The organism is Streptomyces sp. IBSNAI002, assembly GCF_052244475.1.
Taxonomy (GTDB): Bacteria; Actinomycetota; Actinomycetes; order Streptomycetales; family Streptomycetaceae; genus Streptomyces.
Genome location: NZ_JBQPXG010000006.1, coordinates 146,242 through 170,372 on the forward strand (window position 1 = coordinate 146,242; position 24,131 = coordinate 170,372).

Here is a 24,131-nt window from a genome sequence, read left to right on the forward strand (position 1 = left end):
TCCGGAGGCGCACCACGCGCCTCCGGGCCCTCGCGCACCCGCCGGGCACGCTTCCGCGGGCCCGCCGCCGTCACCGAACAGGAAGACCCTCATGCGACACCGTGTCATGGCCGCGCTCCTCTCCGTGGGACTGGCGGCCGCGGTGCTCACCGGCTGCGAGACCAAGCGCAGCGACCACGCGGACGTCCGCGTCTCCGGCGAGGCCGGCGTCCGTCCGACCGTCGGCCACGAGGGCAATCCGCCGAGGGCTCCGCAGGTCGACGTCGTGCGGTCGGGCAGCGGGAAGACGGTCGAGGCCGACGAGATCGTCATCGCCGACATCGACATACGGGTGTGGGAGGGCAACCGCGAGTACCTGAGCACCTGGACCGGAGGACACCCCAACAGCGTGATCATGGACGGTACCCACGTCTCGCGCAGCTGGGACACCAGCCTGATCGGCAAGAAGGCCGGCAGCCGCGTCGTGCTCACCGCTCCGGCGTCCGTGGGCTTCGGCCCCAACCTCCTTCCGCCGACCGGCACCAAGGCCTCCGACACCCTGATCGTGGTGTTCGACATCCTCGGCTCCTACGCGAAGGACGCCGCCGCCCAGGGCGAGAAGGCGGAGCAGGGCGCGGGCGCGCCGGGGCTGCCGACCGTGGAGTTCGACTCCGCCGGAGTGCCCAAACTGAGCTTCCCCGACGCCGCCGCGCCCAAGGAGCCGGCCGCGGCGACCCTGCTCACCGGCAAGGGCGAGAAGGTGGCCCCGACGGACACGGTGGTCGTCCAGTTCAGCCACCAGCCGTGGGGATCGCCCACCCCGGACCAGACCTCCTACAACCCGCGGGCTCCGCGCTCCTTCAACCTCGACGGCGAAGGGGTCCCGGCCGGCTGGAAGCAGTTCGTGGCCGGGGCGACCGTCGGCAGCCGTCTGGTCGTCGCCGAGCCCGGCGCGGGCAAGGACGCCGCGGACGGCGGCGGTGCGTACGTCATCGACATCATCGATGTCATCCGGCCCGCCGCACAGTAGACATGCGGCGCACCACACAACTCGTGACTCCTCGCACCTTCGCGGCAGCGGTCCTGCTGGGCGCCCTCGCGGTGACCGCCCTGTGGGTGGACCGGGTCGAACTGGTCGACCGCGCCGACGTGCTGTGGTCCATCCCGGCCCGCCTGTGCGGACTGCTCGGCGGCTACGGGATCCTCGTGATGCTCTTCCTCATGGCGCGGGTCCCCGCGGTCGAGCACGGGGTGGGGGCCGACCGGCTGATCCGCTGGCACGCCCGCGGCGGGCGCTGGGTCCTGGCGCTGTGCGTGGCACATGCCGTCTTCGCGACGTTCAGCTACATGGCGGCCACCGGTCTCGGCCTGGTCGATGCCGTCGTCCGGGTCCACCTCTACTACCCGGCCATCGCCGCCGCCACCGTGGGCACGGTCATCCTGATCGCGGTGGGGATGGCGTCGATGCGTGCCATCCGGAACCGGATCAGCCACGAAGCGTGGAGCCTGGTCCACCTGTGCAGCTATCTCGGCGGTGCACTGGGCTTCCTCCACCAGCTGACCGGACCCGAGGTGTCCGCCTCCGGCTTCTACACGTGGACGTGGACGCTCCTGCACACGGTGGTCGCCGTGACCCTGGTGTGGTACCGGATCGTCGTCCCGGTCTGCGCCGCGCTGCGGCACCGGATGCGCGTGGTGGAGATCCGCCACGAGGGCCCGGACGTCGTATCGGTGGTCGTCGAGGGGCGCCGGACCCGGGAACTGGGTGCCGAACCGGGGCAGTTCTTCCGCTGGCGGTTCGCCGACCGCCGGATGTGGCGTACGGCCCTGCCCCTCTCCCTGTCCCAGCCCGTGGACGGAGACCGGATGCGGGTCACGGTCAAGGCGCTCGGCGACCACACGCGGCGGCTGCGCCGGGTCAGGCCGGGCACCCGGGTCTTCGCCACCGGGCCCTTCGGGGCCCTGACGGCCCAGCGGTTCGACGGGGGCAAGGTGCTCCTGCTGGCCGGCGGCATCGGCATCACTCCCCTGCGGGCGCTGTTCGAGTCGCTGCCCACCGCCCCGGGCGAGCTCACGCTGCTCTACCGCGCCTCGCACGAGGGCGATCTCGTGCTGCGCGGCGAACTGGAGGCGATCGCACGGCGGCGCGGGGCGGAGATCCACTTCCTGCTCGGCCCCCGCTCGTCTTCGGACCCCCTGACTCCCCAGGCCCTCGCCACGCTTGTCCCGGACCTGGCCGACCACACCGTGTTCCTCTGCGGGTCCCCCGGCCTGGTCCGTGCCGCCACCGCCGCGCTCACGGAGGCCGGGACGCCGCGCCGCAGGATCCATGCCGAATCGTTCGGCGTCTGAGGAAGGGCGGCATCCGATGGGAAGGCACCGCAGACAGCGGCCCCCACTGCGCCGGACGGCGGCGGTCCGCTGCCTGGTGGCGGCGGCCATCCTCGCCGTGAGCGGCCAGCTCGCCTCGGTACTGGCCGATCACGCGGTCCCGCAGTCCCCCCGCGACTCCAACCGGCCGCACCGCGATTCGGCCCGGCCGCATCCCTGATCCGGAGCCCGCCATGACCTCTGCGCGTTCTCGTGCGCGGCTGCCCCAGCCTCCCGGGGAACGGGAGAACTGCGACCGTGTCCGGGCGGGCGACCGCGCGGCGTTCGAGCAGGTGTGGCGGGACCATCGTGCGGCGGTGGCCCGGTACGCCGAACGGCTGGGCTGCCGGGCGCCGTACGAGGTCGACGACCTGGTGTCCGACACGTTCGCCTCGACGCTGAGGGCGCTGCTGGGGGGCCGCGGCCCGCTCGGTGACGTGCGGCCGTACCTGTTCAGTGTGGCGCGCAGCCACCACCAGCGGCGCTCGGCCCGCAACCGCAGGGAGTACCCCGTGGCGAACATCGGCGAACACGTGGGAGAGCGCGCCGGCTTCGGGGAGCAGGGCGGCGCCGGCGCGGAAGCCGATGAGGCGGCCGAGTTGTTGTCCGCCCTCGCCCCGGCCCACCGGCAGGTCCTGCGCATGCGCTATCTGGAGGGGCAGTCGGTGCCGGACATGAGCGTCCGGCTCGGGGTGAGCACGACGGTGGTGTCCTCCCGGCTCTACCGGGCCCGCCGGGCGATGCGGCAGGCCCGCGGCGCGCACCGGGCGATGCTCCAGGCCCGCTCGGACGGGCGTCCGGGGTTCGCCGCGCCGGTCCGGGAGGGCTGACCGCCGGCGGCGGATCCGCCGGACGGCCGCTACGCCACCGCCTGCCGGCAGGTCACCCCTGGTGCTGCCAGTCGAGCAGCTTGCTGCGCATCTCCGCCCGTACCGCGGGGGTCAGCGCCGGGCCCGTCTGGTCGACCAGGCGGGCCGCCTCGTACGCCACGAGCCCGATGTCGCACCCGACCTCGGTCAGGACCGCCAGGGCCGACCCGTCGGCGATGGACATCAGGCACAGGCACCCCCGTTCCATGTCGATCATGGTCTGGTTCATCCGCCCGCAGCCGTACAGTTCGGCGGCTCCGCGGGTCAGTGACAGCAGGCCGGAGGCGAGGGCGGAGAGCCGCTCGGTGCTCTCGCGGTCCATCCCCGCCGAGGAGGCGAGTTCGAGCCCGTCCGCCGACACCACCAGGGCGTGCAGCACGCCTGGGGTCCGCTGGGCGAAGCCGTTGATCAGCCAGCTGATGTCGGCGGCGGTGGCGATGGACATCATGTCTCCTTCGTCGGGTACGTGTGCGGGTGGCGGGCTCGGTGTGCCCCGGCGCGGAAGTCCGCCGCCTGCCGTCGCAGTTGCCCGGCGTCGGTCCCGCCTTCCCGCGTCGTGTCGTCCGCCGGCGCGGCGCCGGCGGAGCCCCGTCGCAGGTGGGACATGGGCACCCGGACCGGCAGGCCGGACGGGGCCACACGGGGCTGCTCGTGCACCTCGGCCGACTGCCGCACCGGGGGCTGCTGGTGCACGGGCGGCTGCTGGCGCACGGGGGCCGGCTCGTACGCCGGGGGCTGCTCGTACATCGGGGTCGGCTGGTACACCGGCGGCTGCTCGTAGCCCGGGGCCGGCTCGTATACCGGGGGCTGCTCGTAGACGGGGGTCGACTGGTACACCGGGGGCTGCTCGTAGCCGGGCGTCGCCTGGTACACCGGGGGCTGCTCGTAGCCGGGGGTCGACTGGTACACCGGGGGCTGCTCGTACATCGGGGTCGGCTGGTACACCGGCGGCTGCTCGTAGCCGGGGCCCGGCGAGTACACACGGGACGGCTCGTACACGGGGGCCGGCTCGGGTGCGGGCTCGTGCACCGGGGGCGTCCCGCCGACGGGGAGTTCGTCGCGCGCGGGGGGCTGCTCGAGCACGGTCGGCGGCGTCCCGGGCACCGGGACCGTGGTGTGCCACTGGGACGGGCCGGGCACGGCCGGGTGGGGTACGACGCGCACGACCGGTGAGGGCCGGTTGACCGACGGGACCTCTGGGTCCGGTACGGGCCGGGAGGCGGCTGGAGCCGGATCCGCCGGGCCGGGGACGGCCGGGCCAGGGGTACCCGACCCGGCGGCAGCCGGTCCGGAGGTACCCGAGCCGGCGGCAACCCGTCCGTGGGCACCCACACCCGGGCCACCCAGACCGGGGGCAGCCGGCCGGGAACCCGCCGGACCAGGAGCGGCGCGCCGGAAGGCGGCCGGACCAGGAACAGCCGGTCCCTGAGCAGCCACGCCCGGAGCAGCCAGGCCCGGAGCGACCGGTCCAGGGCCAACCAAGCTCGGGCCAACCACGCCCGGAGCAGCCAGGCCCGGAGCGACCGGGCCGGGGGCGGCCAGGCCGGGAGCAGCCTGTCCCGGAGCGACCGGTCCCGGGGCGGCCAGGCCCGGGTTGGCCGGAGCGGGAGCGGCCTTGGCCGGGGCGGTGTGGAGCAGTTCCGCGGGCAGCATGACCAGGGCCGTGGTCCCCTCGGGGCCCGACCGGAGCCGGACCCGCATGCCGCGCTTGGCCGCCAGCCGGCCGACCACGTAGAGCCCCATGCAGCGGGAGACGGCCAGTTCCACCTGGTGCTCCCCCTCCAGCCTGGCGTTGAGCACCTCCAGCCGGTCCGGGGGGATCCCGACCCCCGCGTCGCGGATCTCGACGACCAGGCGGCCGTCGGGCGTGCTCGCGGCGACCACCTGGACCTGCTGGCCCGGCCCGGAGAACTGCGCGGCGTTCTCCAGCAGTTCTGCCAGCAGATGCGTCACGTCGTGCACCGCGGGCCCGCGCAGCGCGATCTCCGGCATCACCGCCGGCCGCACCTTGGTGTACTCCTCGGTCTCGGCGGCCGCGGCGCGGACGACGTCGATCAGGGGCGCGGGGGCCGGCCAGGAACTGCCCGGATCCGCGCCCGCCAGGACGAGCAGGTTGTCGCCGTGGCGCCGGATGCGGGTGGCCAGGTGGTCGATCCGGAACAGCTCGGCGAGCGTCTTCGGATCCCGCTCGGCGTTCTCCAGCGAGGTGATCGCGTCCAGCTGACGGTGGACCAGTCCCTGGCTGCGCCGCGCGAGGCTGACGAGCATCGCGTTGATGCCCGTACGCAGCGCCGCCTGTTCCGCGGTCTGCTTGACCGCCTCGCGGAACACGGCGTCGAAGGCCCGGGAGACGTCACCGATCTCGTCCCGGGAGGCCAGGTCGATGGGGGCGGCCTCGACTTCCACCGGCTCGCCGCCCCCCGCCGAGATCTGCTCGACCAGCTCCGGCAGCTGGCTCTCGGCGACCCTCAGGGCCGCGTCGCGCAGGCTCCTGAGCCTGGTGACCAGGGTGCGGGCCATCGTCGCCGCGACGGTCATGGTGATCAGCAGCGCCGCCACGGCGATCGCGGCTCCGGCCAGCGCCTTGCGCTGCGCGGTCCGTTCGCCTGCGGTGGCGTGGTCCAGCAGCCGCTGGGCCGCGGCGGTTTCCACCTGGTCGATCTGGTCGAGCATCGTGGTGGCCGCCCGGTGCCAGTCCTGGATGCTCACCCCGCCCACCCCCTTGGGGTCGGCGAGGACGCGGTCGAGCAGACCGGTGACGTCGTCCGCGCGCACGGTCGCGTCGTAGCGGTCCCGGTCCTCGCCCAGGTCCAGGTTCCTGAACTCCTGCTGCGCGCGCTCCCGGACGCCGCGCAGCTCGCGGACCGCGGCGGCCTCGTCCGGTTTCAGGCCCCCCTGGGCCAGCCCGGCGCTGACCAGGGCCCGCTGCCCAGAGAGCGCCGACTTGCCGATGGACAGCGAGTGCAGGGCCCAGCCCTCCGCCATCGGCTCCTCGTCGCCGAAGTCCAGGACGGTGTCCAGGTGGAGCATGGTGGTGAGGATGCTCTCGTACGCCTGCTGGCTGGCGACCGCGCCGAAGTCCGCGGTGAACGCCTTGTCCCGCAGCACGGGCAGATCGGCGAGGGCCTTGTCGACGGGCTTCATCCGCTCGTCGAGCTCCTTGTCGGCGTCCGCGGCGGCGGCCTTGCCACGGAAGTCCTTCAGCGCCTCGTCGGTCGCCGCGCGGTACTTGTCCACGTCGGCGGTGCGGCGCCCCGGGGTGAGCGCGGCGACGTCACGCTCGTTCTGCAGGGCGTGCGCGGCCACCGTCACCGCGTACACGAGCTGTGTCCTGCGCTGGGCGGTCTGCCTGCGGTCGGCGTGGTCCAGCGCGTCGGCGATCTGGAAGGCGACCAGGGCCGCGCACAGGACGGCGGGGAGGCCGAGCGCGGTGACGAGCCGGGTGGCGAGCCGCCCTCGGGAGCGCCGGCCGCCGGTCGGTCCGTCCCGGAATCCGAGATCCATGTGTGGCGTGCCAGCCTCTCTGCCCTCGGCCTCTCTTCTCTTCCGAGCCTAGGGACCCCACTCGTGGGCGAGCCCGGAAGAAAGGCCTGAACAGTGCTCCTTAGGCTGACTCCGGTGCGCCATACGACGGCCGGTCGACGGCCGGTCGACGGCCGGGACACGGCCGACCGCCGATCGGGGACGGGCCCGGGAGCGGTCATCTCCTGCGCATGGCCGACGGTTCGTGCCGTCGCAGCAGCAGGAAGGTGGCGAGGCAGCCCGTCAGGAACAGCGCGGCCAGCACGCCGCAGTCCGTCAGCCACTGGGTGGTCTGGCTGTTCCAGACGGCATCGGTGACGTCCAGGTCCGCGGCGTCGGCGGGCGGACCGATGCGGGACAGGTCCACCGTGGCCGCAATGGCGCCCACGGCCCAGCGGGAGGGAGCCAGCCACGCGAGCTGGGCCAGTACGTCCCGGTTGAAGATCGGGAAGACCGCGCTGGTGGCCGCGGCCTGGAAGACCGTGACCAGGACCAGCAGGGGCATGGTCTGCTCGCCCGTCCTGACCAGTGCCGAGACCACCAGCCCGACGACCATCGAGCTGACCGACAGCATGACCATGGCCACGAGCAGTTCGGCCAGCGGCCACGAGTGCATCAGCCCCTTCTCGGGCAGCGGACGCCCGGCCAGGCCCACGCCGGCGATGCACAGGCCCTGGAGCGCCGTGATCAGGCCCAGCACCACGATCTTGGACGTGAGGTAGGCGGTGCGCGACAGCCCCGTGGCCCGTTCCCGCTGGTAGATGACCCGCTCCTGAACCAGTTCCCGTACCGAGTTGGCCATTCCGGTGAAGCAGGCGCCGACGGCCAGCATCACGACGACACGCGAGGCGTCCGCGTTGAAGCGCGGCATGCACATCTCGGCGTTGATACCTTCCTGACCGGCCATCATGAAGCCGTCCGGGGCCGGGACGGCCCGGGTCAGGATTCCCATCAGGAGGGGCAGGAAGACCAGCAGGGCGACGTAGCCGCGGTCGGCCGCGATCACCGATCCGTGGCGGCGCACCAGCGTGCGGAACTGGGCGACCCCTCCGGGAGGGCCTGCGGCTTCCTTCGCCAGCCTGATCTGTGTCCGGACGGCCGAGCGGGTGGTCGCGGGAGCCGCGTCGCCGACGTAGGCGCGGTACTGCTCCGACTTCCGGTAGCCGTCGCCCCAGTACCCGTTCGGGGAGCTCTCGAAGTCGTCGAAGACGTCCGCCCAGCTCTCCCTGCCGAAGAACTCCAGCCCCTCGTCGGGCGGTCCGAAGTAGGCGGTCCTGCCTCCGGGAGCCAGCACCAGCAGGAGGTCGCACAGCTCCAGGCTGCTCACGGCGTGGGTGGTGAGCACCACCGTGCGGCCGCCGTCGGCCAGGCCGCGCAGCATCTCCATGACCTGGCGGTCCAGCCCCGGGTCGAGTCCGGAGGTGGGTTCGTCGAGGAAGAGCAGGGACGGTTTGGTGAGGAGTTCCAGGGCGACCGAGACGCGTTTTCGCTGGCCTCCGGAGAGCGTGGCGATCCTCGCTTCGCCGCGGTGCGTGAGCCCCAGTTCGGCCAGCACCTGCTCGGTCCGCCGGTGGCCATCCTCCTCGCTGGTTCCGGCCGGGCAGCGCAGCCGTGCGGCGTAGCGCAGCGCGGCCCGTACGGTCAGCTGCGTGTGCAGGATGTCGTCCTGGGGGACGAAGCCGATCTCCCGGCGCAGGAGGTGGAAGTGCTGGTACAGGTCGAGGCCGTTGTAGCGGACCTCGCCACGGTCCGCGGGCTGGTAGCCGGTGAGGGCGCGCAGCAGGGTCGACTTGCCCGATCCGGAGGGGCCGATGACGGCGATGAGGGAACGGCCCGGGAAGCTGAGGGTGACGTCGTCGAGCAGGGTCTTGCGTCTGCCGAACTGCCGGACGGACGTGCGCAGGTTGCGGGCGGTGAGCCGGATGGCGGGGCTTTCGGGTCTGCCGGGGCTTTCGGGGTTGTCGGGGCCGACACCGGTATCCGGTGGTTCCGGATACGTCAGCGCGGGTGGTGGCATGTGAGGCCTTTCAACCGGTCCGGCGCCCGGATCGCACCCGGTTCGCGCCCGCACGGCAACACTCGGTACGGACGAGAACCCGGCCGCCGGTCGGTCCGCGGCGCATCGGCTGGGGCGGCCGGGCTCTCTTTGATGTGCCGTCAGGCGGTGGTGTGGCTACGCCGACGCCGGGTCAGCCAGACGCCGCCGCCGGCGGCGACCGCCGCCGTGGCCAGGCCGACGGTGCCCATCACGGCCGGGCTGGTCAGCGGGGTGTCGAGCTCATCGGCCTGCCCGTAGAACACGGAGCCCACCTGGAAGGCCTGGGAGGCGTCGCCCGCCTTCCAGCTGGCCTGGCAGACCTGGCCGCCGGTGCTGTCGGCCTGCGGCCAGGCGAGCAGCTTGTAGTAGCCGGGGCCGTCCTTGGTGAAGTCGGTCGTCCCGGTGAACTCGATCTTCTTCGACCAGTCGTTGCCGTGCGGGGTGACGTTGAGCTTGACCGGCTCCGGGGTGAGCTGGGACGCCGTGCCGTCCGACTTGACCCACTGGTAGTACACCGAGTCGGTGCGGTTGCACGGCAGGTTGGTGCCGTGCCGGGGGTTGGAGGCGTCGATGATGAACTTGTTGCCCGGCACCTTGCCGGTGTCCGTGATGAAGCCCCAGCCGTCCGCGCTGTTGCCGTCCGGGCTGCGCCAGGCGTTGTCCCAGGGCAGCCGGACGACGGGCCGGCCGCCCTCCGTACCGCTCTGGCCGTCGCAGCGGTCGAAGCGGCGCATGTCCATCTTCGGCTCGACGACCTGCTTGGTGCCGTCGGTCAGGTCGACCTCGACCCGGACGGGGTACTCGGTGGTCGGGCAGTACGGCGCCTTGCCGCCCGGGCCGAAGTCTCCGCGAAGGGTGAAGGTGATCTTGCTGTTGTCCCCTTCCGTCTTCGTGCTGACGACCTCGTACTCCTCGCCCACCCCGCCCCTGCCCCGGGAGACCTCCTTGGCCGTCGTACGGGCGTTGCCGTCACCGTTGTACGCGTACCTGATCGCCTTGATGCCGACGCCCTTGGGAGCCGCGACGATGCCGTCGTAGCGGAACTCCGAGTCCATGCTGTTGGGCCGGTTGGAGTAGCCGAGCGTGTAGATGGGCTCCGCGCCCGCCTTCGTCTCCGGCTTCGCCGGGCCCGGCGCGGGGGTGCCCGCCGCCATCGCGAACCCGGGCGTGGCCAGCGCCACGGATCCGGCCGCGAGAATGACACCGACGCTGGATATCAGCGCGTGCCGGTGCTTGACAGTCATTTTCAGACTTTCCTTTCGATGCGCACAGTTGCGACAGGAAGATCCTGCTAAGCACGAGAGCCGCCAGACGCCCGACAAAGTCGAACCAAACTCCCCAACGACTACAAAGCTGCGTACGGAAGTTGACCCATTCCGGGTCCATTCCGAGCCAATTCCGAGCTCACGGCCTAGGAAGCCATCCGAATTCGACTGCCGAACCGGAGTATCAGGAAAAGCACGACGAGTCCGCCCAGCACGAAACCGAGGGAGAAGAGAGCGGCCACCGAGTCGTGGATCACCACCACGTCGCGGGTCGGCAGCTCCCTGGCGATCAGCATCAGCGAGGAGATCCGCAACACGTTGCCGCAGAAGACGAGCACGACGCAGGCGACCAGTCCCGCGATGAGGTGCGGGAGCCGGACGATGCTGCGGACCGACAGTGCGATGGCGGCCGCGGCCATGAACAGCGGCCCGACCGAGCAGCTCGCGGTGATCCGCAGGTACAGCAGGGCGCCCACGTCCTGGTCCCGGCGCACGAACACGCCCGGACCGTCCACCCAGGCTTCCAGGGACGGCGCGATCAGCTCTGCGAAGCGGACGCTCGCCGTGCCCTCGAAGCCCCGCACCGGGTCCTTGGTCAGGAAGTACGCGACGAGACCGACGGCGATCAGCACCACCGTGCCCACCGGCGCCCACCGGCTGCTCGAGGCCAGTCCGCCCCGGCTGCCGCGCAGGGACCCCCTCCTCGCGTGCGGGAACCGGTCGTACGCCTCGCCGTCCCGCGGCTCGGGCACCTCGTCCGCGTACGCCGGCTCCTGCGTCGGCGCCGGCAGGTCGGGCCCGGCGCCGGGCGCCGGATCCACCGCGGCCTGTGGCTTGCGCGCCGCCCGGGCGGTCTTGGCCCACCCGCCGGCCCGTCCCGTCACTCCGTCGAACCACGCCTTGGAGACGACCAGCAGGCCGAAGACGTAGAGCGGGAAGTAGAGGGGCAGCAGCAGGAAGTGACGAGCGGGAGCACGGGTGGCGATCAGGGCGGCGCCGAGCTGGATGAGGGGGCCGTAGAAGAGCATGGGCCACAGGGCGACCGAGATCGGGACCAGGTCCTGCGGGTAGGCCATGACGAACAGGCCCAGCACGAGACCGGCCAGGTTGACCAGCGGCAGGTGATAGATGAGCAGGTAGTAGACCAGCTCGGTCTTCTGCGCCAGGGAGATGCCCCGGTAGCGCAGTACCGGCCGCAGGTAGTCGCGGCAGACCTGCTGGTGGCCGGTGGCCCACCGGCGGCGCTGGCGCCAGTACGCCCTGGGGGTGGTGACGGCCTCCTCGTAGTCCAGCGCGTCCGGTTCGTACTGGACCTTGTGGCCGGCGAGCATGACACGGAGCGTCAGGTCCGTGTCCTCCGTCAGCGAGCGTTCGTTCCAGCCCCTGATGTCCCTGAGCACGCTGTGCCGGACCGCGCAGTTCGCCCCGCCGTACGAGGGCATGCCCGCGTAGGCGCTGCGCCCCTGCTCGCCGACGATGTAGCCGCCGAGGTAGTCGATCGAGACCAGCCTGGACAGCAGGCTGTCCCTGCCGTTGCCGATGACGCAGCGGCCTTGCGCGGCGCCGACGTTGGGGTCGTCGAAGCAGGCGGCGAGGTAGCGCAGGGCCTTGGGTTCCGGTGCGTGGTCGGCGTCGTAGACGACGATGACGTCGCCGGTCGCGTAGCGGGACGCGTGGTTCAGGGCTCCGCTCTTGCCGCCGCCGCCGGGCCGCCGCAGGACCAGCAGCCGCCCCGGGTGACGCTCCTCCCAGGTCTTCAGCCGGTCGGAGGTGGCGTCGGTGGAGCCGTCGTCCACGATGATCAGTTGCAGGAGCTTGCGGGGGTAGTCGAGTGCCAGCAGGCTGCGCACCAGCCGGTCCACCACGGCTTCCTCGTTGTGGCAGGGCACGATGACGGTCACCGAGTGGCGGGCCTCGGGTGCCGGCCTGCGCCGGGCGGCCCGCTTCATCGCGGACGAGGAGGCGGCCCGTACCAGGGTGAGGGTGCGCGCCCCGGACACGAAGAAACAGAGCAGACAGAGGTGGAAGATGATGGTGGCCGGGCCGCGCGGTCCCAGGAGCCAGGTCCCGAGGCCCCCGATCAGTGCTGCCGCGAGCGCCCACACCGCCAGCTCGCCGTAGGCCGGCCGGGGAGCGGCCCGCCGGCCCGGCACCGTGCCGGCCGGGGCCCTCACGGCGCGGACCGCGGATCGGACGCGGCGCTCACGAGGTGGATCAGCGCCGAGGCGGCGTCGGGGTAGCAGCCCAGTTCGGGCACTCCGCAGGGCAGTTCGGCGTACTCGCCGGTGCGGACGCGCGCCGCCCCGAGGAGTCCGGAGGCGTGGGCGCCCGCGACGTCCTTGTCCGGCCGGTCCCCGACGTGGGCCATCTCGCCGGGCCGGACTCCCAGCCGCCGGGCGGCTTCCAGGAACGGCTCCGGCGCCGGCTTGCGGAACCGTCGGCCGCCGAGCTCGTCCGAGACCACGACGGCGTCGGCCAGCGCGTCCAGCCCCAGGGCGGCGAGCTTGTCCCGCTGCTGCGGGGGGTGCCCGTCGGTCACGACGGCGATCCGGACGCCCACCCGGCGCACCCATCTCAGGGCGGCCACCACTCCCCGGTACGGGGCCAGTTGACCGGTCCGGTAGGAGCGGAACACGGCCACCAGCGGGCCGGGATCGGCCTTGCTGCCGACCCGGGCCAGCGCCCGGTCGATGATCCCGCCCCGGTCACTGCCGGGGCCGGCCGCCTGGACCAGGGCCTCGTACATCCGGTGGCGGGAGAGACCGTACCGTACGGCGGCCGCGTCGGCCACCGCCCGCCACGCGCCGTCCAGCCACACCGCCTGCGGGTAGAGCGTGTCGTCGAGGTCGACGGAGACCGCCCGCAGCAGGAAGGGCGTCGGACGCGTGAAGTTCCCTCCGGGCTCCGTCCGCGGGCAGTGCGGACAGGGTGCGGTGTCCAGGATGACGGTCATACGGCGGGCACCCGCCCGTCGGTGTAGTCCGGCTCGGCCGGCCGCAGCCGCCGCCAGACGTCCTCCCGGCCCAGCAGCGCGGCCACCCGCTCCGCGGTCCGGCCGTCGCCGTAGGGGCAGTCCAGGTCCGCCAGCCGGGCCGCGGCTGCGGGTTCGGTCATCTCCGCGACGGCCCGGCACACCGGGGCGTGCCGGACCGGGCTGAGCCGGGCCAGCCCCCGCTCGACGCCCTCCCAGCGCGGCGTGGAGCCGCGCATGACGACGGCGGGGACGCGGAGCCAGGCCGCTTCCTCCTGGAGGCCGCCCGAATCGGTGACCACCGCCCGGCTGTGGCGGAGCCGTTCCAGCAGTTCGGGATAGGGCAGCGGGTCGCGGATCTCGGCCCCGGTCGCGGCCAGCTGCTCCATCAGCCCGAAGGCGTGCAGCCGGTCGGCGGTGCGGGGGTGGAGGGGGAACAGCACGCCGCCCTCCTGCCTCACCAGCGCCGCCACGATGCCGATCACTTCGGCCAGCCGATCGGGGCGGTCCACGGTCGTCGGCCGGTGGGCGGTGACCAGTACGCCCGCACGCCGGGCGGGCGGTACGACCGCCACCCCCCGCGCGCGCAGCGGGTCCAGCCCCGGGTTGCCCACCACCTCGATCCGGTCGGCGGGCACCCCTTCGGCGCGCAGGACCGCGGCGGCCCTGGCGGTGGGCGCGAGGTGCAGGGAGGCCAGGGAGGCGGCGAGCTTCCGGTTCGCCTCCTCGCGGGACAACGGGTTGTACGAGCGCAGGCCCGCCTCCAGGTGGACCACGGGCAGCCCGGCGTCCACGGCGGCGAGACAGAACGCGGGCACGGTGTTCGTGTCGCCCAGGACCAGGACCGCGTCCGGGCCCTGCCGGTCCAGGCCGCGGCCCGCCTCGGCCACCAGCGCGCCCAGCCGCTCCGCACCGCTGCGCGCGGGGCCCGCGGGACCCGCGGCCGGGCCGGTGTCCCACCGCTCGGCCGGTTCGAGGCCGAACTCGGCCAGCATCCGGTCCCCGAGGGCGGCCGAGCCGTGCTGGCCGGTGAAGACCACGCGCACGTCGTGCGCCGCGGCCAGGCCGCGGACCACGGGGGCGAGCTTGACGATCTCCGGCCGGGTGCCGAGCGGCACCAGGATCCTGCGGCGGACAGCAGGCTCCGCCGCGGTGACCTGCGGCCGATCCCCCGCGGGGGCCGCCGCCTCGCGCGGTGCCGCCTGGGTGAGGTAGCGGACGACGCGGACCCCTGGCCGCCAGTCGGCGGCCGCCGCGGGCAGCGGGATTCCCTGGGCGAGGGCGATGTACCCCGCCACCAGGTCCGCGCCGGCGGCCAGCGAGATCGGAAGTCCGCCCGAGAACCGGGGGTTCATCTCGAAGAACGCGAAGGATCCGTCGGACGCCTGACAGCCCTGGACGTTGCCCGCACCGCGGAAGCCCAGCGCCTCGACCAGCCGGGCCACCTGCTTCTCGATCTCCGGCTCCCGGAAGGCCTCGCCGGCGGTGGAGATGCCGCCGCGCACCTGCTCCCGCCAGCGGGGCACCAGGAGGGCCACCTCCGCGTCGGGTCCGGCCAGCACGTCGACGGTGAACTCCCGGCCCGGCAGCCGGGTCTGGACGACGGCGTCGGGAAGGCCCGCGGCGAACCGGCCCGCCTCCTGGGCGGACGAGGTCTCCCGGACCCCGCGGGAACCGCGCCCCTGGCGGGGCTTGACGACCCAGGGGCCGGGCGGGAGCGGCATGCCCGGAAGCACCGTCTCGGGCACCGGGATGCCGTGGCGTGCGCACAGCTGCGCGAAGGCGTACTTGTCGGCGCAGGCCTCGACCGCCTCGGGGGGCGGGAGCAGGGTCCGGCAGCCCAGCTCCGCCAGACGCCCGGCGCAGCGGTCCAGCGCGACGAGCTCCTCGGCGACCGTGGGTACGAGGACCTCGATCCGGTGCTCGGCGACCAGACGCAGCACGGCTTCGCCGTACGAAGCGTCGTCGCCGGACGGCAGTTGTGCGGGCACGTCGGCCAGCCGGTGGCCGGCCGTGTCGGCCGCGGCGTCCGCGGCGACCACCCGGTGCGGGCCGGACCTCAGACGCTCCACGACGGCGGTGCCGGCGGGACCGCCCGCACCGGTCACGAGTATGGCGGCGATGTCCCTCACCCCTGGCCCGCTGCGTGGAACATCTGGTCGCCGAGCGGCGAACGGCCCGCGCTCGCGCGGGCCTCGCCGTTGGCCGGCGCGGCCGCACTGAACGCCGGCAGGGTCAGCCGGCGGGCGGCGAATCCCTCCGCGCACCCGGAACGCGCCTGCGCGCCCCGCACGTGCAGCAGCGCCTGGATCGCCCTGAGGTCCACCCGGTCGCTGGCGGTCACCTGGGACACGTGCGCCTGGAGCGAGGCGAGCTTGCGGTAGGCGGTGCCGCTCACCTCCACGAACACCGAGGGGTCGAAGGAGAGGGTGGTCGGCGACTCGTAGAAGAGGAGCGAGGGGACGTCGCGGGCCGCGGATTCCACCGCCCGGGAGACGGAGCGGTGGTCCTGGTGCGAGTCCTCGGGGGCGTGTGCGTAGACCACGTCCGGGCGGATCTCGTCGATCAGGTGCTCGATCAGCTCGATCGTTTCGCACCCGTCCGGGATCCGGCCGTCGGGGAAGCCGCCCCAGTGCAGTTCGGCCCCGATGACCTCGACGGACTTCTCCTGTTCGGCACGGCGCTCGGCGACGGTGGCGCCGGGACCGCGTTCGCCTCCGGAGAGCACGAGCATCACGACCCGGTCGCCCGCGTCCACGTGCGCGGCGAGGGTGGCGCCGCAGCCCAGTTCGATGTCGTCGGGGTGTGCTCCGACGGCGAGGACCGCCCGCCGCCCGGGCACCGGATCATCCGGGGCCGTGCCCCCCTGATACACACGAGGAATTATGATCATCCGCCCAGGAATTCCTTTCGCCCCGCAGGGGTGACTGTTCGACTCAGAAACCCTCACGAAAAAAGGGTCGTTGGCCGCCCCACAGAGCGCCGTTAATTACTCTATGCACGCGATTCACGGCTTCCGTTGCCATGAGAAGGCACCCGGATCCACCCATGGCCATAAAGAATTGCACCGCTCTTCCCTGCGCTGTCACCATTCCGGTCCGCTTTCGGACGCGGCAGGTGGCCGCATGGACGAGCGGCGCCGCCCGGCTGCCGGGCGGCGAGGGGCTGGGCGGCGCCCTTCGCTCAGCCCCCGCACGCGGCGCGGCATCAGCCCGCCTCGATCAGGCCCGCCGCCCGCAGGTGCGAGAGCAGCGCGGTCAGGTCCTCGCGCGCCCGGACGGCCGAAATCCCGTACACGGCCGCGACGTCGGCGGCCAGCGCCCCGATGCCGTGGCCCGCCAGCAGCCGCTCCAGCGCGATCGAGCCGGTCGCGTTGAGCTGCCAGTGGTCGCCGGTCCGCTCGTTCAGCAGAACGGTGCCGTCATCGGTCTCGGCGGTCGTCGTGCCGGGGCACAGACGCACGGTCATGCCTCAGTCCTCTCCTGTGTCGAGCCGGCGGTGCGCGCGGCGGCGACCGCCCTCAGCCACAACTCGGCCCCGACCGCGGCCTCCAGCCGGACCGCTGCTCGCTCGCGGTGGGTCCGAGCAGACCGGCCAGGGTGGGCAGCACGGCCCAGCGGCGCAGCGCGCGGTGCACCCGCATCTGCCGCAGGGCGGTCAGCGGGCGCCTGCGCAGCAGCGTGTGCAGAGGGGTGGGGCCGCCGCGGAACAGCTCGTCGGCTCCGTGCCCGGCCAGGTGCGTCCGGGCCCCGCGTTCGGACAGCCGGTGGGCGGCGGCGTGCAGGACGGTGAGGCCCCGGGTCAGCCGCGGGGGCGCCTCGGGGTCGTCCAGGGCGTACGGATACGTGCGGGGAAGCGCGAAGGGGATCTTCCCGCGGGCCCGTCCGCCACCGGGGGTGTCGGGAAAGACGGGCAGATGACCCGTCAGCGATGCGGAGGGCATGCCGGTGCACCTTCCTGCCGGGAGGGGGGCGGCGCGGGGTCAGACCATGCGGTGGCCGGACGCCGTGGTGTCGGTCCTGCCGCGCTGCGAGTTGCCCTTCGCGTCCTTGCCGAACGTTGCGACCTTGGTCAGGGAGGGAGCGGTGTAGCGGACCGGCGCGACCTTCTTGGTGTCCTTCACGGACGTGTCCCCTCTGCTCTTGCCGATACGGAGAAGCGGGCCCAGGACCGGCCCACGCCATGATCGTGTCCCCCTTCGGGGGTGGCCTGCAGGAGCCACAAGCACGGCTCGTGTCCCAGGTCGTCCAGTCGTCGCAGGTCTTTCGCCACCGGAACGGCAGCGGGTTCCCGGCCGCCCGGGGGGGGTGGCCGAACGCGGTCATCGGCCTTTCGGCCGGGTCCGGCGGCCGTCCGGCCGAAGTGCCCGGCCCGGACGCGTTGATCTACTGGGAGGCGGCCGGGCGGCGGAGTCCGATGGCCCCGTTGTCCCCGCTCTGGAAGGCCGTCATGACGCTCCTGCTGATCCGCCACCTCACCGGCGCCGCCCTCACCGTCGCGCTCTCGTTCGTGGTGGCGGCGGGCTGGGCGGGCCTGCTGAGGATCGGCTCGTCCCCGCCGCGGCGCGGCCGCCGGTCCGGTGTGGACCCCCGGCCGCTGCGGCTGGCCTCGGGCGACCCGGACGCACCGCACGCCGTCCGGGACCGGGTGCGGGCCGCGGCCCGCGCCTGCGGGCTGGAGGCGCGGGCGGCCGAGATAGAACTCGCCGTCCAGGAACTCGTCGGGAACGGGCTGCGGCACACCGGCGGCAGGGTCACCGTACGGATGCGGGTGCCCGGGCGCGGGCCGCAGCGCAGGCTGCGCGTCGAGGTGCTCGACCGGTCGCGGCGTCTGCCGGTGCCCCGCTGGGCCGTTCCCGACGACACCGCGCACGGGCGCGGGATGTGCCTCGTGGCGGTGCTGTGCGACGGCTGGGGAGCCGTCCGCCGGGTGGGCGGGAAGCAGGTCTGGTGCGAGTTCGCCGCTCCGGCCCGGGAACCCCTGCGGGCTACCGTCCCGTAGCCGGGGCGGCCTTGCGCAGGGCCGTGATGCAGGTGGCGAGCGCGTCCTGGAGCGCCTCGAGGCGCTGGACCATGTCGTCCTCGTAGATGGCGTCGGCGTCCGCGTCGGCATCGTTGAAGGTCAGCTCCTCGAAGACCTTCGTCGCCTTCTGCAGGCTGCTGTAGAACTTCGTGCGGCGCTCCCGCACGCGCAGTTCCGGGTCGGCCTCCACGGTCTCGGCCACCAGCGCCTTGACCGACTCGTACGCCTCGCCCGCCCACTGGCCGGCCGCTTCGTCGTCGTCCAGTTCGTCGATGAGCGACAGGTGGCGTTCGGCCTCCGCGCGCAGTCCTGCGGGTACGTCGATGCTCTGGCCGGCCGGGGTGCGCACCTGGCCGCCCTCGGCGACCTGGCGGACGAATCCGATGCGGTCGGCGGTCCGGGACTCGCCCGCTACGGCCTTCTTCAGCTCGTCGTCACGGGCGAGGTCGCGGGCCAGTTCGGTCTGCAGGGCCGGGTCCTCCTTGATCCGGTCCAGCAGCGCCGACCGGGCGGCGCGCGCCGTGTCGGGGTCGGCGAGGATGGCGGCGCGCAGCGCGGTCGGGTTCTCGGCGACTTCGAGGGCCTTGGTGGGACGGATGCCCTCGGCCTCGGCCGCGGCGGTGATGGCGACCCCGCGCACGCTGGTCGCGCTGGAGCGGGAGGCGTAGTAGCCGCTCCAGGCGTCGGCATCGGGGAGTTCCACGTCCTCGCCCACGGACAGGGCCTCGAACTGCGGGACGAGCCCGTCGTCGGCGGCCAGGTCCCAGGCCTTGTAGTAGCGCATGACCCGTTCCGGCGAGCATCCGGCCAGCTCGGCGAAGCGCCTGGCGGAGACCTTGTCCGTCTCGTCGGCGCCCTGTCCGCCCGGCCGCACGCTGCGCGCCACCTTCAGGGCGAAGGCCCAGCCGCCCGTGCGCGCGTACGCGCCGAACTCGTGTGCGTCGCGCGCCACCGCGTCGGGCACGCCGCCGTCCGCTTCCGGGACGGGCGCCGGGGAAAGTGCCTCGGCGGGCGACTGCGACGGGGACGGGACGATCGCCGTGGTCAAGGGGAATCTCCAGGTATGGGCGGGAATGGCGGAACGGCGATCACTCTATCGGCACCCGTCCGCGCCACCGGATGAACGACGGTCATCCGAAGTCGACAACAGGCCCGGCGGGCGCCGACCGGTGACCGCACAAGGGTGAACCGCTCCTGGCCGGTCAGGCGCCGCCCGTCTCCCATCACCCGGCCGCGGCGGCGCCGCGGGCCTCTACCGTCCACGTGATGGATCTTCGCGACCAGGAGCGCTCCGCGGAGACGACGCTCACGATGCCCCTCCCCCCGTACGCGTCGCTGGCGCTGCTGGCGGAGCTGACCAACACCCCGCCCCCTCCTCCGAGCCTGCTGCGCACCATCAGGCGACGGGTGCGGATCTGGAGTCCGGTCGTCGCACTGCTGTGCCTGCTCGTGGCGATCGCACAGGCCGTGCGGCCGCTCCCCCAGCCCACCCTGCACCTGACGTCCGGCCGGTCGTTCACCTTCCCCGGTGAGCCGCCCGCGCTGAGCTGGCCCGCCGGCGGACAGGCGTCGGTGGCGGTGCTGGGCCAGGGCACCGTCGGCTCGCACGGCGGCGGCACGCCGGTGCCCGTCTCCTCGGTGGCGAGCGCCATGACCGCGTACGTCGTCTTCCGTGACCATCCGTTCGGGAAGAGTGAGGACGGCGCGCCGATCAGCGTGGACGGCGCGGAGCAGGGCACCGTACGGGACGCCCTGGCGGCGCTGCTGGTCGGCTCCTCGGAGACGGCCGGCGGGGTGCTGGCGCGCTGGCACTCGGGGTCGGAGGAGGCCTTCGTCGCGGAGATGAACCGGACGGCCGCGGAGCTGGGGATGGCCGATACGACGTACACGGACCCGTCGGGCCGGGGCCTGGGGAACGTGAGCACCGCGGAGGACCAGGTCCGGCTCGGGCTGCGGTTCGTCGAGAGCCCGGTGCTGCGCGACATCACCGTCCTGCCCAACTGGGAGGATCGGTCGGGCAGGAGCTGGCAGAACCGGAACCAGCTGGTGCCGTTCAACGGGGCCGTGGGGATCAAGCTCGGGACGAGTCCGGAGGCCGGCGGGAACCTGCTGTTCGCCTCGGTGCGCCGGGTCGGCGGGGCGGACCGGATCGTGGTGGGCGCGGTACTCGCGCAGCACGCCGTTCCGATCGGGGACGTGGTCACCGCCGCGGCGAAGAAGATCATGCTGGAGGTGCACGGACTGCTGACCGTACGGACCGTGGTCGAGGAGGGTGCCGTGGTGGGGCACGTGGACGACCGTCTGGGCGGCAGGACGGCGGTGGTCGCCGCCGAGGAGGTCACCGTGGTCGGCTGGCCCGCCCACCGGGTCGCCGTCACCCTGTCGGGGCCGGACGGCGGGGTGCCGCACGAGGCCGCGCCCGGCACCGCCGTCGGCCGGCTCGCCGTCGGCGGGGCGGGATCGGGCGGGGCGGAGCCGGGGACGGGGCCAGGGACGGGCGGGGCCGCCGTGGTCGTGCGCGACGCGCTCGCGGCCCCCGGTCTGCTCGACAAGCTGGGGCGGCTGTGGTGAATCCCGGGGCCCGAGCGCGACTGAAAGAGATACTAAGACCCATTTCAGGCTGCTTTAAGTCCGGATGGGGCAGGATTTCTCATGTCAGGAAGACCCGGTTCACCACCCATGGAGGGGCAAGATGATCCCGGAAGCCACCCCCACGGGACGTCACCGCCGGATACCGCGGTGCCAGCCCGAAACCCCCATCTACAACCGGCTCGTCGCCGACCTCGGTGAGCCGCACTACACGCGGGCGCAGCGAGCGGCCCACGGCCGGCCCCCCGCCGCCCAGGGCTCCGTCGCCGCCTGAGGGCAGGAACGCCCCCACCCTGAACCCGTCGCCGTGCGGCGCCGCCGACAGCGAGCCGCCCAGCAGCCGGAGCCGCTCTTCCAGGCCGATCAGGCCGTACCGGGCGCTCGGCAGCTCGAAGGGCCGTGACCGCGCGGGCCCGTTGACGACCTCCACGTGTACGCCGTCGGCCTCGCAGCGGACCCCCACCCGCACCTGAGCGCCCGGCGCGTGCTTGGCCGCGTTGGTCAACGACTCCTGGACGGTGCGGTACACGGCGCGCTGGACCTCGACGGGAAGCACGTCGAGGTAGCCCTCGACGGACAGTTCGACCGGTCGGCCCGCCGCCACGGCGTCCGCGACCAGGTCCGGTACCGCGAGCCCGGGGGCCTCCGCCCGCTCCGCGGCCGCGGCATCTCCCGCGCTCCCCGGGTGTCCGGGCCCGAGCAGGCCGAGGACCTCGCGCAGCTCCGCGAGAGCCGCCTGCCCGCCCCTGCGCACCCGCCCGAGCGTCCCGCGCACGGTCTCCTCGTCGTACGCGCCCGTGACCTCCAGGACGCCGACGGCCAGGACGATGTCGCTCACCCGGTGGGCGACCACGTCGTGCATCTCGCGGGCGATGCGCGAGCGCTCCCGCTCGATCGCGCGCCGCGTGACCATCTCCTGCTGGAGCTCCCGGCAGCGGGCCTGTGTCTGCGCCGCCTTGGCGAGCTCGCCGCGCAGACCGACGACGTAGCCGGCGAGCAAGGAGCCCGGCACGACGTCGAGCAGGCCCCCCGCGTAGTCACGGAGGTTCGGCAGCGCGAGACCGAGGGGCGTGGCGGACAGGACGGTGAGGCCGACGATGCCCACGCCGACCGAGACGATCCAGCCCCGGCGCCGGGTGGTACCGAGCGTGAACAGGGCGAGCGCCACCACTCCCGGTACGTACACCAGGCAGTAGCCGACCAGGGTGAGCAGCGCCACGCACACGGGGAACCGCCGGCGCCACAGGGTTACGCCCGCGAAGGCGGCGGCCACCAGGGCCGCGGTGGGGGTGGCCTGGCCGAGCATGCCGTGCCACGGCGTGAGGAAGGCGTCGGCGAGGCCCCACAGGACCGCGCAGAGCGAGAGCAGGAGGTCGCGGCGGCAGGGCCGGCGGGCAGAGGACTGGTCCAGGTACATGGTTCAGGGCCAAGTCGTGTCGGGGACGGTGCGGACCGGCACCGGCCGCGCCGCGCTGCGCTCCGGTACTGGTCCGCGAAGCGCTCATGTTGTCCCGACCCGGGCACGGCCGCATCGGCCGTGTGGCCGATGCCGCTGCGCCCCGGACCGGCCGAAAGCCCGATGCCCGGCGGAAGGACCCTCCGGCCGGCCGGCCCGGCGGCGCCGGGCATATGCCGACGACCAGCGCCTTTCGCGCAGGCCGCCGCCCGGGACGGGCTAGCGGACGGCGCGGCGGCCGCACCTCGGGGAATCGCAAACCACCGGCAAATTTCCGGCATGGGTAAGCCCTCAAGCCCGTGAGGGACCCTTATCAGCTGGGATCGGACGGCACGGCCGTGAGGATCTCCTTGATGACCGGACCGGCGGATCCTCCGCCGGTCTTCCCCTCCTCGACGACGCAGGCGATGGCGACGTTGCCGCGGTGGGCGACCAGCCAGCCGTTGTTCGCGCTGTCCCCGCCGACCTCGGCGGTGCCGGTCTTGGCACCGACCTCGCCGGGCAGGCCGGCGAGCACGGTCCCGGTGCCCTCGGTGACGGTGGCGCGCATCATCCGGCGCAGTGCGGTGACCACGCTCTCGGGGAGCTTGCCGGCCGTGGCGGTGGCCTTGGCGTCCTGGGTGATCACGGGCTGCTGGAAGGTGCCGGAGACGGCCGTCGCCGTGACCGAGGCCATCAGCAGCGGGTTCGCCAGCACCTTGCCCTGGCCGATCATCGCGGCCGCCTTGTCGCTGGCGCCGGCGGGGGCGGGTACGGAGCCGTCGTACGAGGGGATGCCGGTGCTCCACTTCTGCCCGATGCCGAAGTACGAGCCGGCGACCTTGCCCAGCTCGTCGTTGCCCAGCTTCCCGGTGAGGGAGACGAAGGCCGTGTTGCACGAGACCGCGAAATCCTTGAGGAAGGTCGCGCCGCGGTGCTCGGCGTCCGCGACGTTGGTGAACTTCTTGCCCGCGGTGAAGGACGCGGGGCAGTCCACCACGGTGTCGGGAGAGCCGACCGCGCCGTTCAGCATGAGCGCCGCGCTGGTGACGATCTTCCAGGTGGAGGCGGGGGCGTACGTTCCCGAGAAGGCGCGGTTGAAGCCGTCGCCCGGGGCGTTGGCCACTGCGAGGACCTGGCCGTTGTCGATGCGCAGCGCGACGAGTGCGCCGTTCTTCCCGTCGAGGTTCTTCGCCATGGCCTGCTCGGCGGCCGCCTGCCAGGCGGAGTCGATCGTCGTACGGACCGGCTGGCCGGGGTCGCCCTGCGCGGGCGCCCCGAAGGTCGTCTCCGTGCCCTTGATCTCGCCGCTGTCGCGGTTCACCAGGTGGATCGCACCGGTGTCCTTGCCGCGCGAGCCGGCGAGATCGGCCAGGGCCGGGGCGAGCAGCGGGTACGTCGCGCCCGACAGCCGTGTTCCCGCGCGGTCCAGGACCGGCGGGGCCGTTCCCTCCTTGCGGTCCAGGCGGAACTTGTGGGTGCTGCTCAGGTGCGGGTGGACGAGCGGGAGCCGCCAGTTGACCTTCCAGGCACCCGCCGCGTCCCGCTTCAGGGGGATCGCCGAGGCGTACTCCCAACGGCCCAGGTCGGTGACGGTCAGGCCCGCCGTGAACGCGACGGTGACGGTGCCGTCCCGGTCCTGCGTGGCCTTGCCCGCCGTGAGCTCCGACTTCCCGATGTCCAGCCCCGAGACGAACGAGGACAGCGTCCGCCGCGCGGTGTCCGGATCGTCCGTCCGCCCGGCGGCCTGCTCGAACGTGCCGCCCGCCCAGTCCGCCAGGAAGGCCCGGGCCTCGTCCACCGCCTGCGGGTCCACCGCCTCCGCGGGCCGCAGGTTCGCGAAGGGACCCCACGCGGTCGCGTAGGCGGCTGTGGTCGCTCCGGCCAGGACGAGGCAGCCGACGACGACCGTCGGCACCGTCCACGAGCGTCGCGGGGCGCGCGCACGTCGTCGCGCGCCGTGTGTCTTCTTGGGCAAGGCTGCGTCCTTCGTCGGTGCGCGGGGGCGCGGCCGAGGCCGGGCCGGGGGAGGGCCGAGGGAGGGCTCGTACGGCCAAGGGCCCGGCGCGGT

20 protein-coding genes are annotated in these 24,131 nt (G+C 73.5%); 6 read left to right on the plus strand and 14 right to left on the minus strand.

Going from position 1 to position 24,131, the window contains the following annotated elements; translation table 11 throughout:
• The first annotated feature begins 91 nt into the window (after window positions 1-91).
• From ACTVZO_RS43915 to ACTVZO_RS43930, 4 genes are read left to right on the plus strand one after another with little or no spacing between them, the layout of a single operon-like run.
• Window positions 92-1,009, plus strand: coding sequence for an FKBP-type peptidyl-prolyl cis-trans isomerase (locus ACTVZO_RS43915; RefSeq protein ID WP_443304193.1), 918 nt, complete (start codon window positions 92-94; stop codon window positions 1,007-1,009).
• Between the two features lie 23 nt (window positions 1,010-1,032).
• Window positions 1,033-2,331, plus strand: coding sequence for a ferredoxin reductase family protein (locus ACTVZO_RS43920; RefSeq protein WP_443304194.1), 1,299 nt, complete (start codon window positions 1,033-1,035; stop codon window positions 2,329-2,331).
• 16 nt (window positions 2,332-2,347) lie between these two features.
• Window positions 2,348-2,530 (plus strand): hypothetical protein, encoded by a 183-nt coding sequence (locus tag ACTVZO_RS43925; RefSeq protein WP_443304195.1) that lies wholly within the window; start codon window positions 2,348-2,350, stop codon window positions 2,528-2,530.
• Window positions 2,531-2,543: 13 nt separating this feature from the next.
• Window positions 2,544-3,179, plus strand: a complete 636-nt coding sequence (locus ACTVZO_RS43930; RefSeq protein ID WP_443304196.1) for an RNA polymerase sigma factor — start codon at window positions 2,544-2,546, stop codon at window positions 3,177-3,179.
• A gap of 52 nt (window positions 3,180-3,231) precedes the next feature.
• On the opposite strand, the gene ACTVZO_RS43935 is transcribed toward ACTVZO_RS43930, so the two are convergent.
• The 11 genes from ACTVZO_RS43935 to ACTVZO_RS43985 form a co-directional block, all read right to left on the minus strand.
• Complete coding sequence (locus ACTVZO_RS43935) at window positions 3,232-3,666, minus strand: roadblock/LC7 domain-containing protein (protein ID WP_443304197.1); 435 nt, start codon at window positions 3,664-3,666, stop codon at window positions 3,232-3,234.
• The gene (locus tag ACTVZO_RS43940; RefSeq protein WP_443304198.1) at window positions 3,663-6,722 is read right to left on the minus strand and encodes a nitrate- and nitrite sensing domain-containing protein; all 3,060 of its coding nucleotides are present in this window, start codon (window positions 6,720-6,722) and stop codon (window positions 3,663-3,665) included. The genes ACTVZO_RS43935 and ACTVZO_RS43940 overlap by 4 nt, the downstream gene beginning before the upstream one ends.
• Window positions 6,723-6,918: 196 nt before the next feature.
• Window positions 6,919-8,757 (minus strand): ATP-binding cassette domain-containing protein, encoded by a 1,839-nt coding sequence (locus ACTVZO_RS43945; protein WP_443304199.1) that lies wholly within the window; start codon window positions 8,755-8,757, stop codon window positions 6,919-6,921.
• 140 nt (window positions 8,758-8,897) lie between these two features.
• Window positions 8,898-10,022: a hypothetical protein gene (locus ACTVZO_RS43950; protein ID WP_443304200.1), complete on the minus strand. Its 1,125-nt coding sequence runs from the start codon at window positions 10,020-10,022 to the stop codon at window positions 8,898-8,900.
• 167 nt (window positions 10,023-10,189) lie between these two features.
• Window positions 10,190-12,217, minus strand: coding sequence for a glycosyltransferase (locus ACTVZO_RS43955; protein ID WP_443304201.1), 2,028 nt, complete (start codon window positions 12,215-12,217; stop codon window positions 10,190-10,192).
• The gene (locus tag ACTVZO_RS43960) at window positions 12,214-12,996 is read right to left on the minus strand and encodes an HAD family hydrolase (RefSeq protein WP_443304202.1); all 783 of its coding nucleotides are present in this window, start codon (window positions 12,994-12,996) and stop codon (window positions 12,214-12,216) included. Before ACTVZO_RS43960 ends, ACTVZO_RS43955 begins: the two co-directional genes overlap by 4 nt.
• A complete protein-coding gene (wecB, locus tag ACTVZO_RS43965) occupies window positions 12,993-15,146 on the minus strand; it encodes a non-hydrolyzing UDP-N-acetylglucosamine 2-epimerase (RefSeq protein WP_443304204.1) in 2,154 nt (717 codons plus the stop codon). The genes ACTVZO_RS43960 and wecB overlap by 4 nt, the downstream gene beginning before the upstream one ends.
• A complete protein-coding gene (locus ACTVZO_RS43970; protein WP_443304206.1) occupies window positions 15,143-15,889 on the minus strand; it encodes a PIG-L deacetylase family protein in 747 nt (248 codons plus the stop codon). Before ACTVZO_RS43970 ends, wecB begins: the two co-directional genes overlap by 4 nt.
• Window positions 15,890-16,221: 332 nt before the next feature.
• Entirely contained in the window at window positions 16,222-16,482 is a 261-nt protein-coding gene (locus ACTVZO_RS43975) for a lasso peptide biosynthesis PqqD family chaperone (protein WP_443304207.1), read from the minus strand.
• 52 nt (window positions 16,483-16,534) lie between these two features.
• Window positions 16,535-16,957 (minus strand): asparagine synthase-related protein, encoded by a 423-nt coding sequence (locus ACTVZO_RS43980; RefSeq protein WP_443304208.1) that lies wholly within the window; start codon window positions 16,955-16,957, stop codon window positions 16,535-16,537.
• A gap of 39 nt (window positions 16,958-16,996) precedes the next feature.
• Window positions 16,997-17,137, minus strand: coding sequence for a hypothetical protein (locus tag ACTVZO_RS43985; protein WP_443304210.1), 141 nt, complete (start codon window positions 17,135-17,137; stop codon window positions 16,997-16,999).
• Window positions 17,138-17,463: 326 nt separating this feature from the next.
• Between ACTVZO_RS43985 and ACTVZO_RS43990 the strand changes: the two genes are divergently transcribed.
• Window positions 17,464-18,015 carry an ATP-binding protein gene (locus ACTVZO_RS43990; protein WP_443304211.1) on the plus strand — a complete coding sequence of 184 codons (552 nt, stop codon included), beginning with the start codon at window positions 17,464-17,466 and terminating at the stop codon, window positions 18,013-18,015.
• Here ACTVZO_RS43990 and ACTVZO_RS43995 read toward each other — a convergent pair.
• Entirely contained in the window at window positions 18,002-19,084 is a 1,083-nt protein-coding gene (locus ACTVZO_RS43995) for a hypothetical protein (protein ID WP_443304212.1), read from the minus strand. The two genes, ACTVZO_RS43990 and ACTVZO_RS43995, sit on opposite strands and share 14 nt — an antisense overlap.
• Window positions 19,085-19,302: 218 nt before the next feature.
• Between ACTVZO_RS43995 and ACTVZO_RS44000 the strand changes: the two genes are divergently transcribed.
• A complete protein-coding gene (locus ACTVZO_RS44000) occupies window positions 19,303-20,607 on the plus strand; it encodes a D-alanyl-D-alanine carboxypeptidase family protein (protein WP_443304213.1) in 1,305 nt (434 codons plus the stop codon).
• Between the two features lie 79 nt (window positions 20,608-20,686).
• Here the strand turns inward: ACTVZO_RS44000 and ACTVZO_RS44005 are convergent, their stop codons facing one another.
• Both ACTVZO_RS44005 and ACTVZO_RS44010 read right to left on the minus strand, forming a co-directional pair.
• On the minus strand, window positions 20,687-22,042 hold the full coding sequence (locus tag ACTVZO_RS44005; RefSeq protein ID WP_443304215.1) for a sensor histidine kinase: 1,356 nt from the start codon (window positions 22,040-22,042) through the stop codon (window positions 20,687-20,689).
• Between the two features lie 352 nt (window positions 22,043-22,394).
• A complete protein-coding gene (locus ACTVZO_RS44010; protein WP_443304217.1) occupies window positions 22,395-24,038 on the minus strand; it encodes a penicillin-binding transpeptidase domain-containing protein in 1,644 nt (547 codons plus the stop codon).
• Window positions 24,039-24,131 lie beyond the last annotated feature (93 nt).

Coding starts and splice junctions, on each gene's coding strand:
- ACTVZO_RS43915 (WP_443304193.1), top strand. CDS start 92: ATGCGACACCGTGTCATGGCCGCGCTCCTCTCCGTGGGACTGGCGGCC.
- ACTVZO_RS43925 (WP_443304195.1), top strand. CDS start 2,348: ATGGGAAGGCACCGCAGACAGCGGCCCCCACTGCGCCGGACGGCGGCG.
- ACTVZO_RS43930 (WP_443304196.1), top strand. CDS start 2,544: ATGACCTCTGCGCGTTCTCGTGCGCGGCTGCCCCAGCCTCCCGGGGAA.
- ACTVZO_RS43935 (WP_443304197.1), bottom strand. CDS start 3,666: ATGATGTCCATCGCCACCGCCGCCGACATCAGCTGGCTGATCAACGGC.
- ACTVZO_RS43940 (WP_443304198.1), bottom strand. CDS start 6,722: ATGGATCTCGGATTCCGGGACGGACCGACCGGCGGCCGGCGCTCCCGA.
- ACTVZO_RS43945 (WP_443304199.1), bottom strand. CDS start 8,757: ATGCCACCACCCGCGCTGACGTATCCGGAACCACCGGATACCGGTGTC.
- ACTVZO_RS43950 (WP_443304200.1), bottom strand. CDS start 10,022: ATGACTGTCAAGCACCGGCACGCGCTGATATCCAGCGTCGGTGTCATT.
- ACTVZO_RS43960 (WP_443304202.1), bottom strand. CDS start 12,996: ATGACCGTCATCCTGGACACCGCACCCTGTCCGCACTGCCCGCGGACG.
- ACTVZO_RS43975 (WP_443304207.1), bottom strand. CDS start 16,482: ATGACCGTGCGTCTGTGCCCCGGCACGACGACCGCCGAGACCGATGAC.
- ACTVZO_RS43980 (WP_443304208.1), bottom strand. CDS start 16,957: ATGCCCTCCGCATCGCTGACGGGTCATCTGCCCGTCTTTCCCGACACC.
- ACTVZO_RS43990 (WP_443304211.1), top strand. CDS start 17,464: ATGACGCTCCTGCTGATCCGCCACCTCACCGGCGCCGCCCTCACCGTC.
- ACTVZO_RS44000 (WP_443304213.1), top strand. CDS start 19,303: ATGGATCTTCGCGACCAGGAGCGCTCCGCGGAGACGACGCTCACGATG.
- ACTVZO_RS44005 (WP_443304215.1), bottom strand. CDS start 22,042: ATGTACCTGGACCAGTCCTCTGCCCGCCGGCCCTGCCGCCGCGACCTC.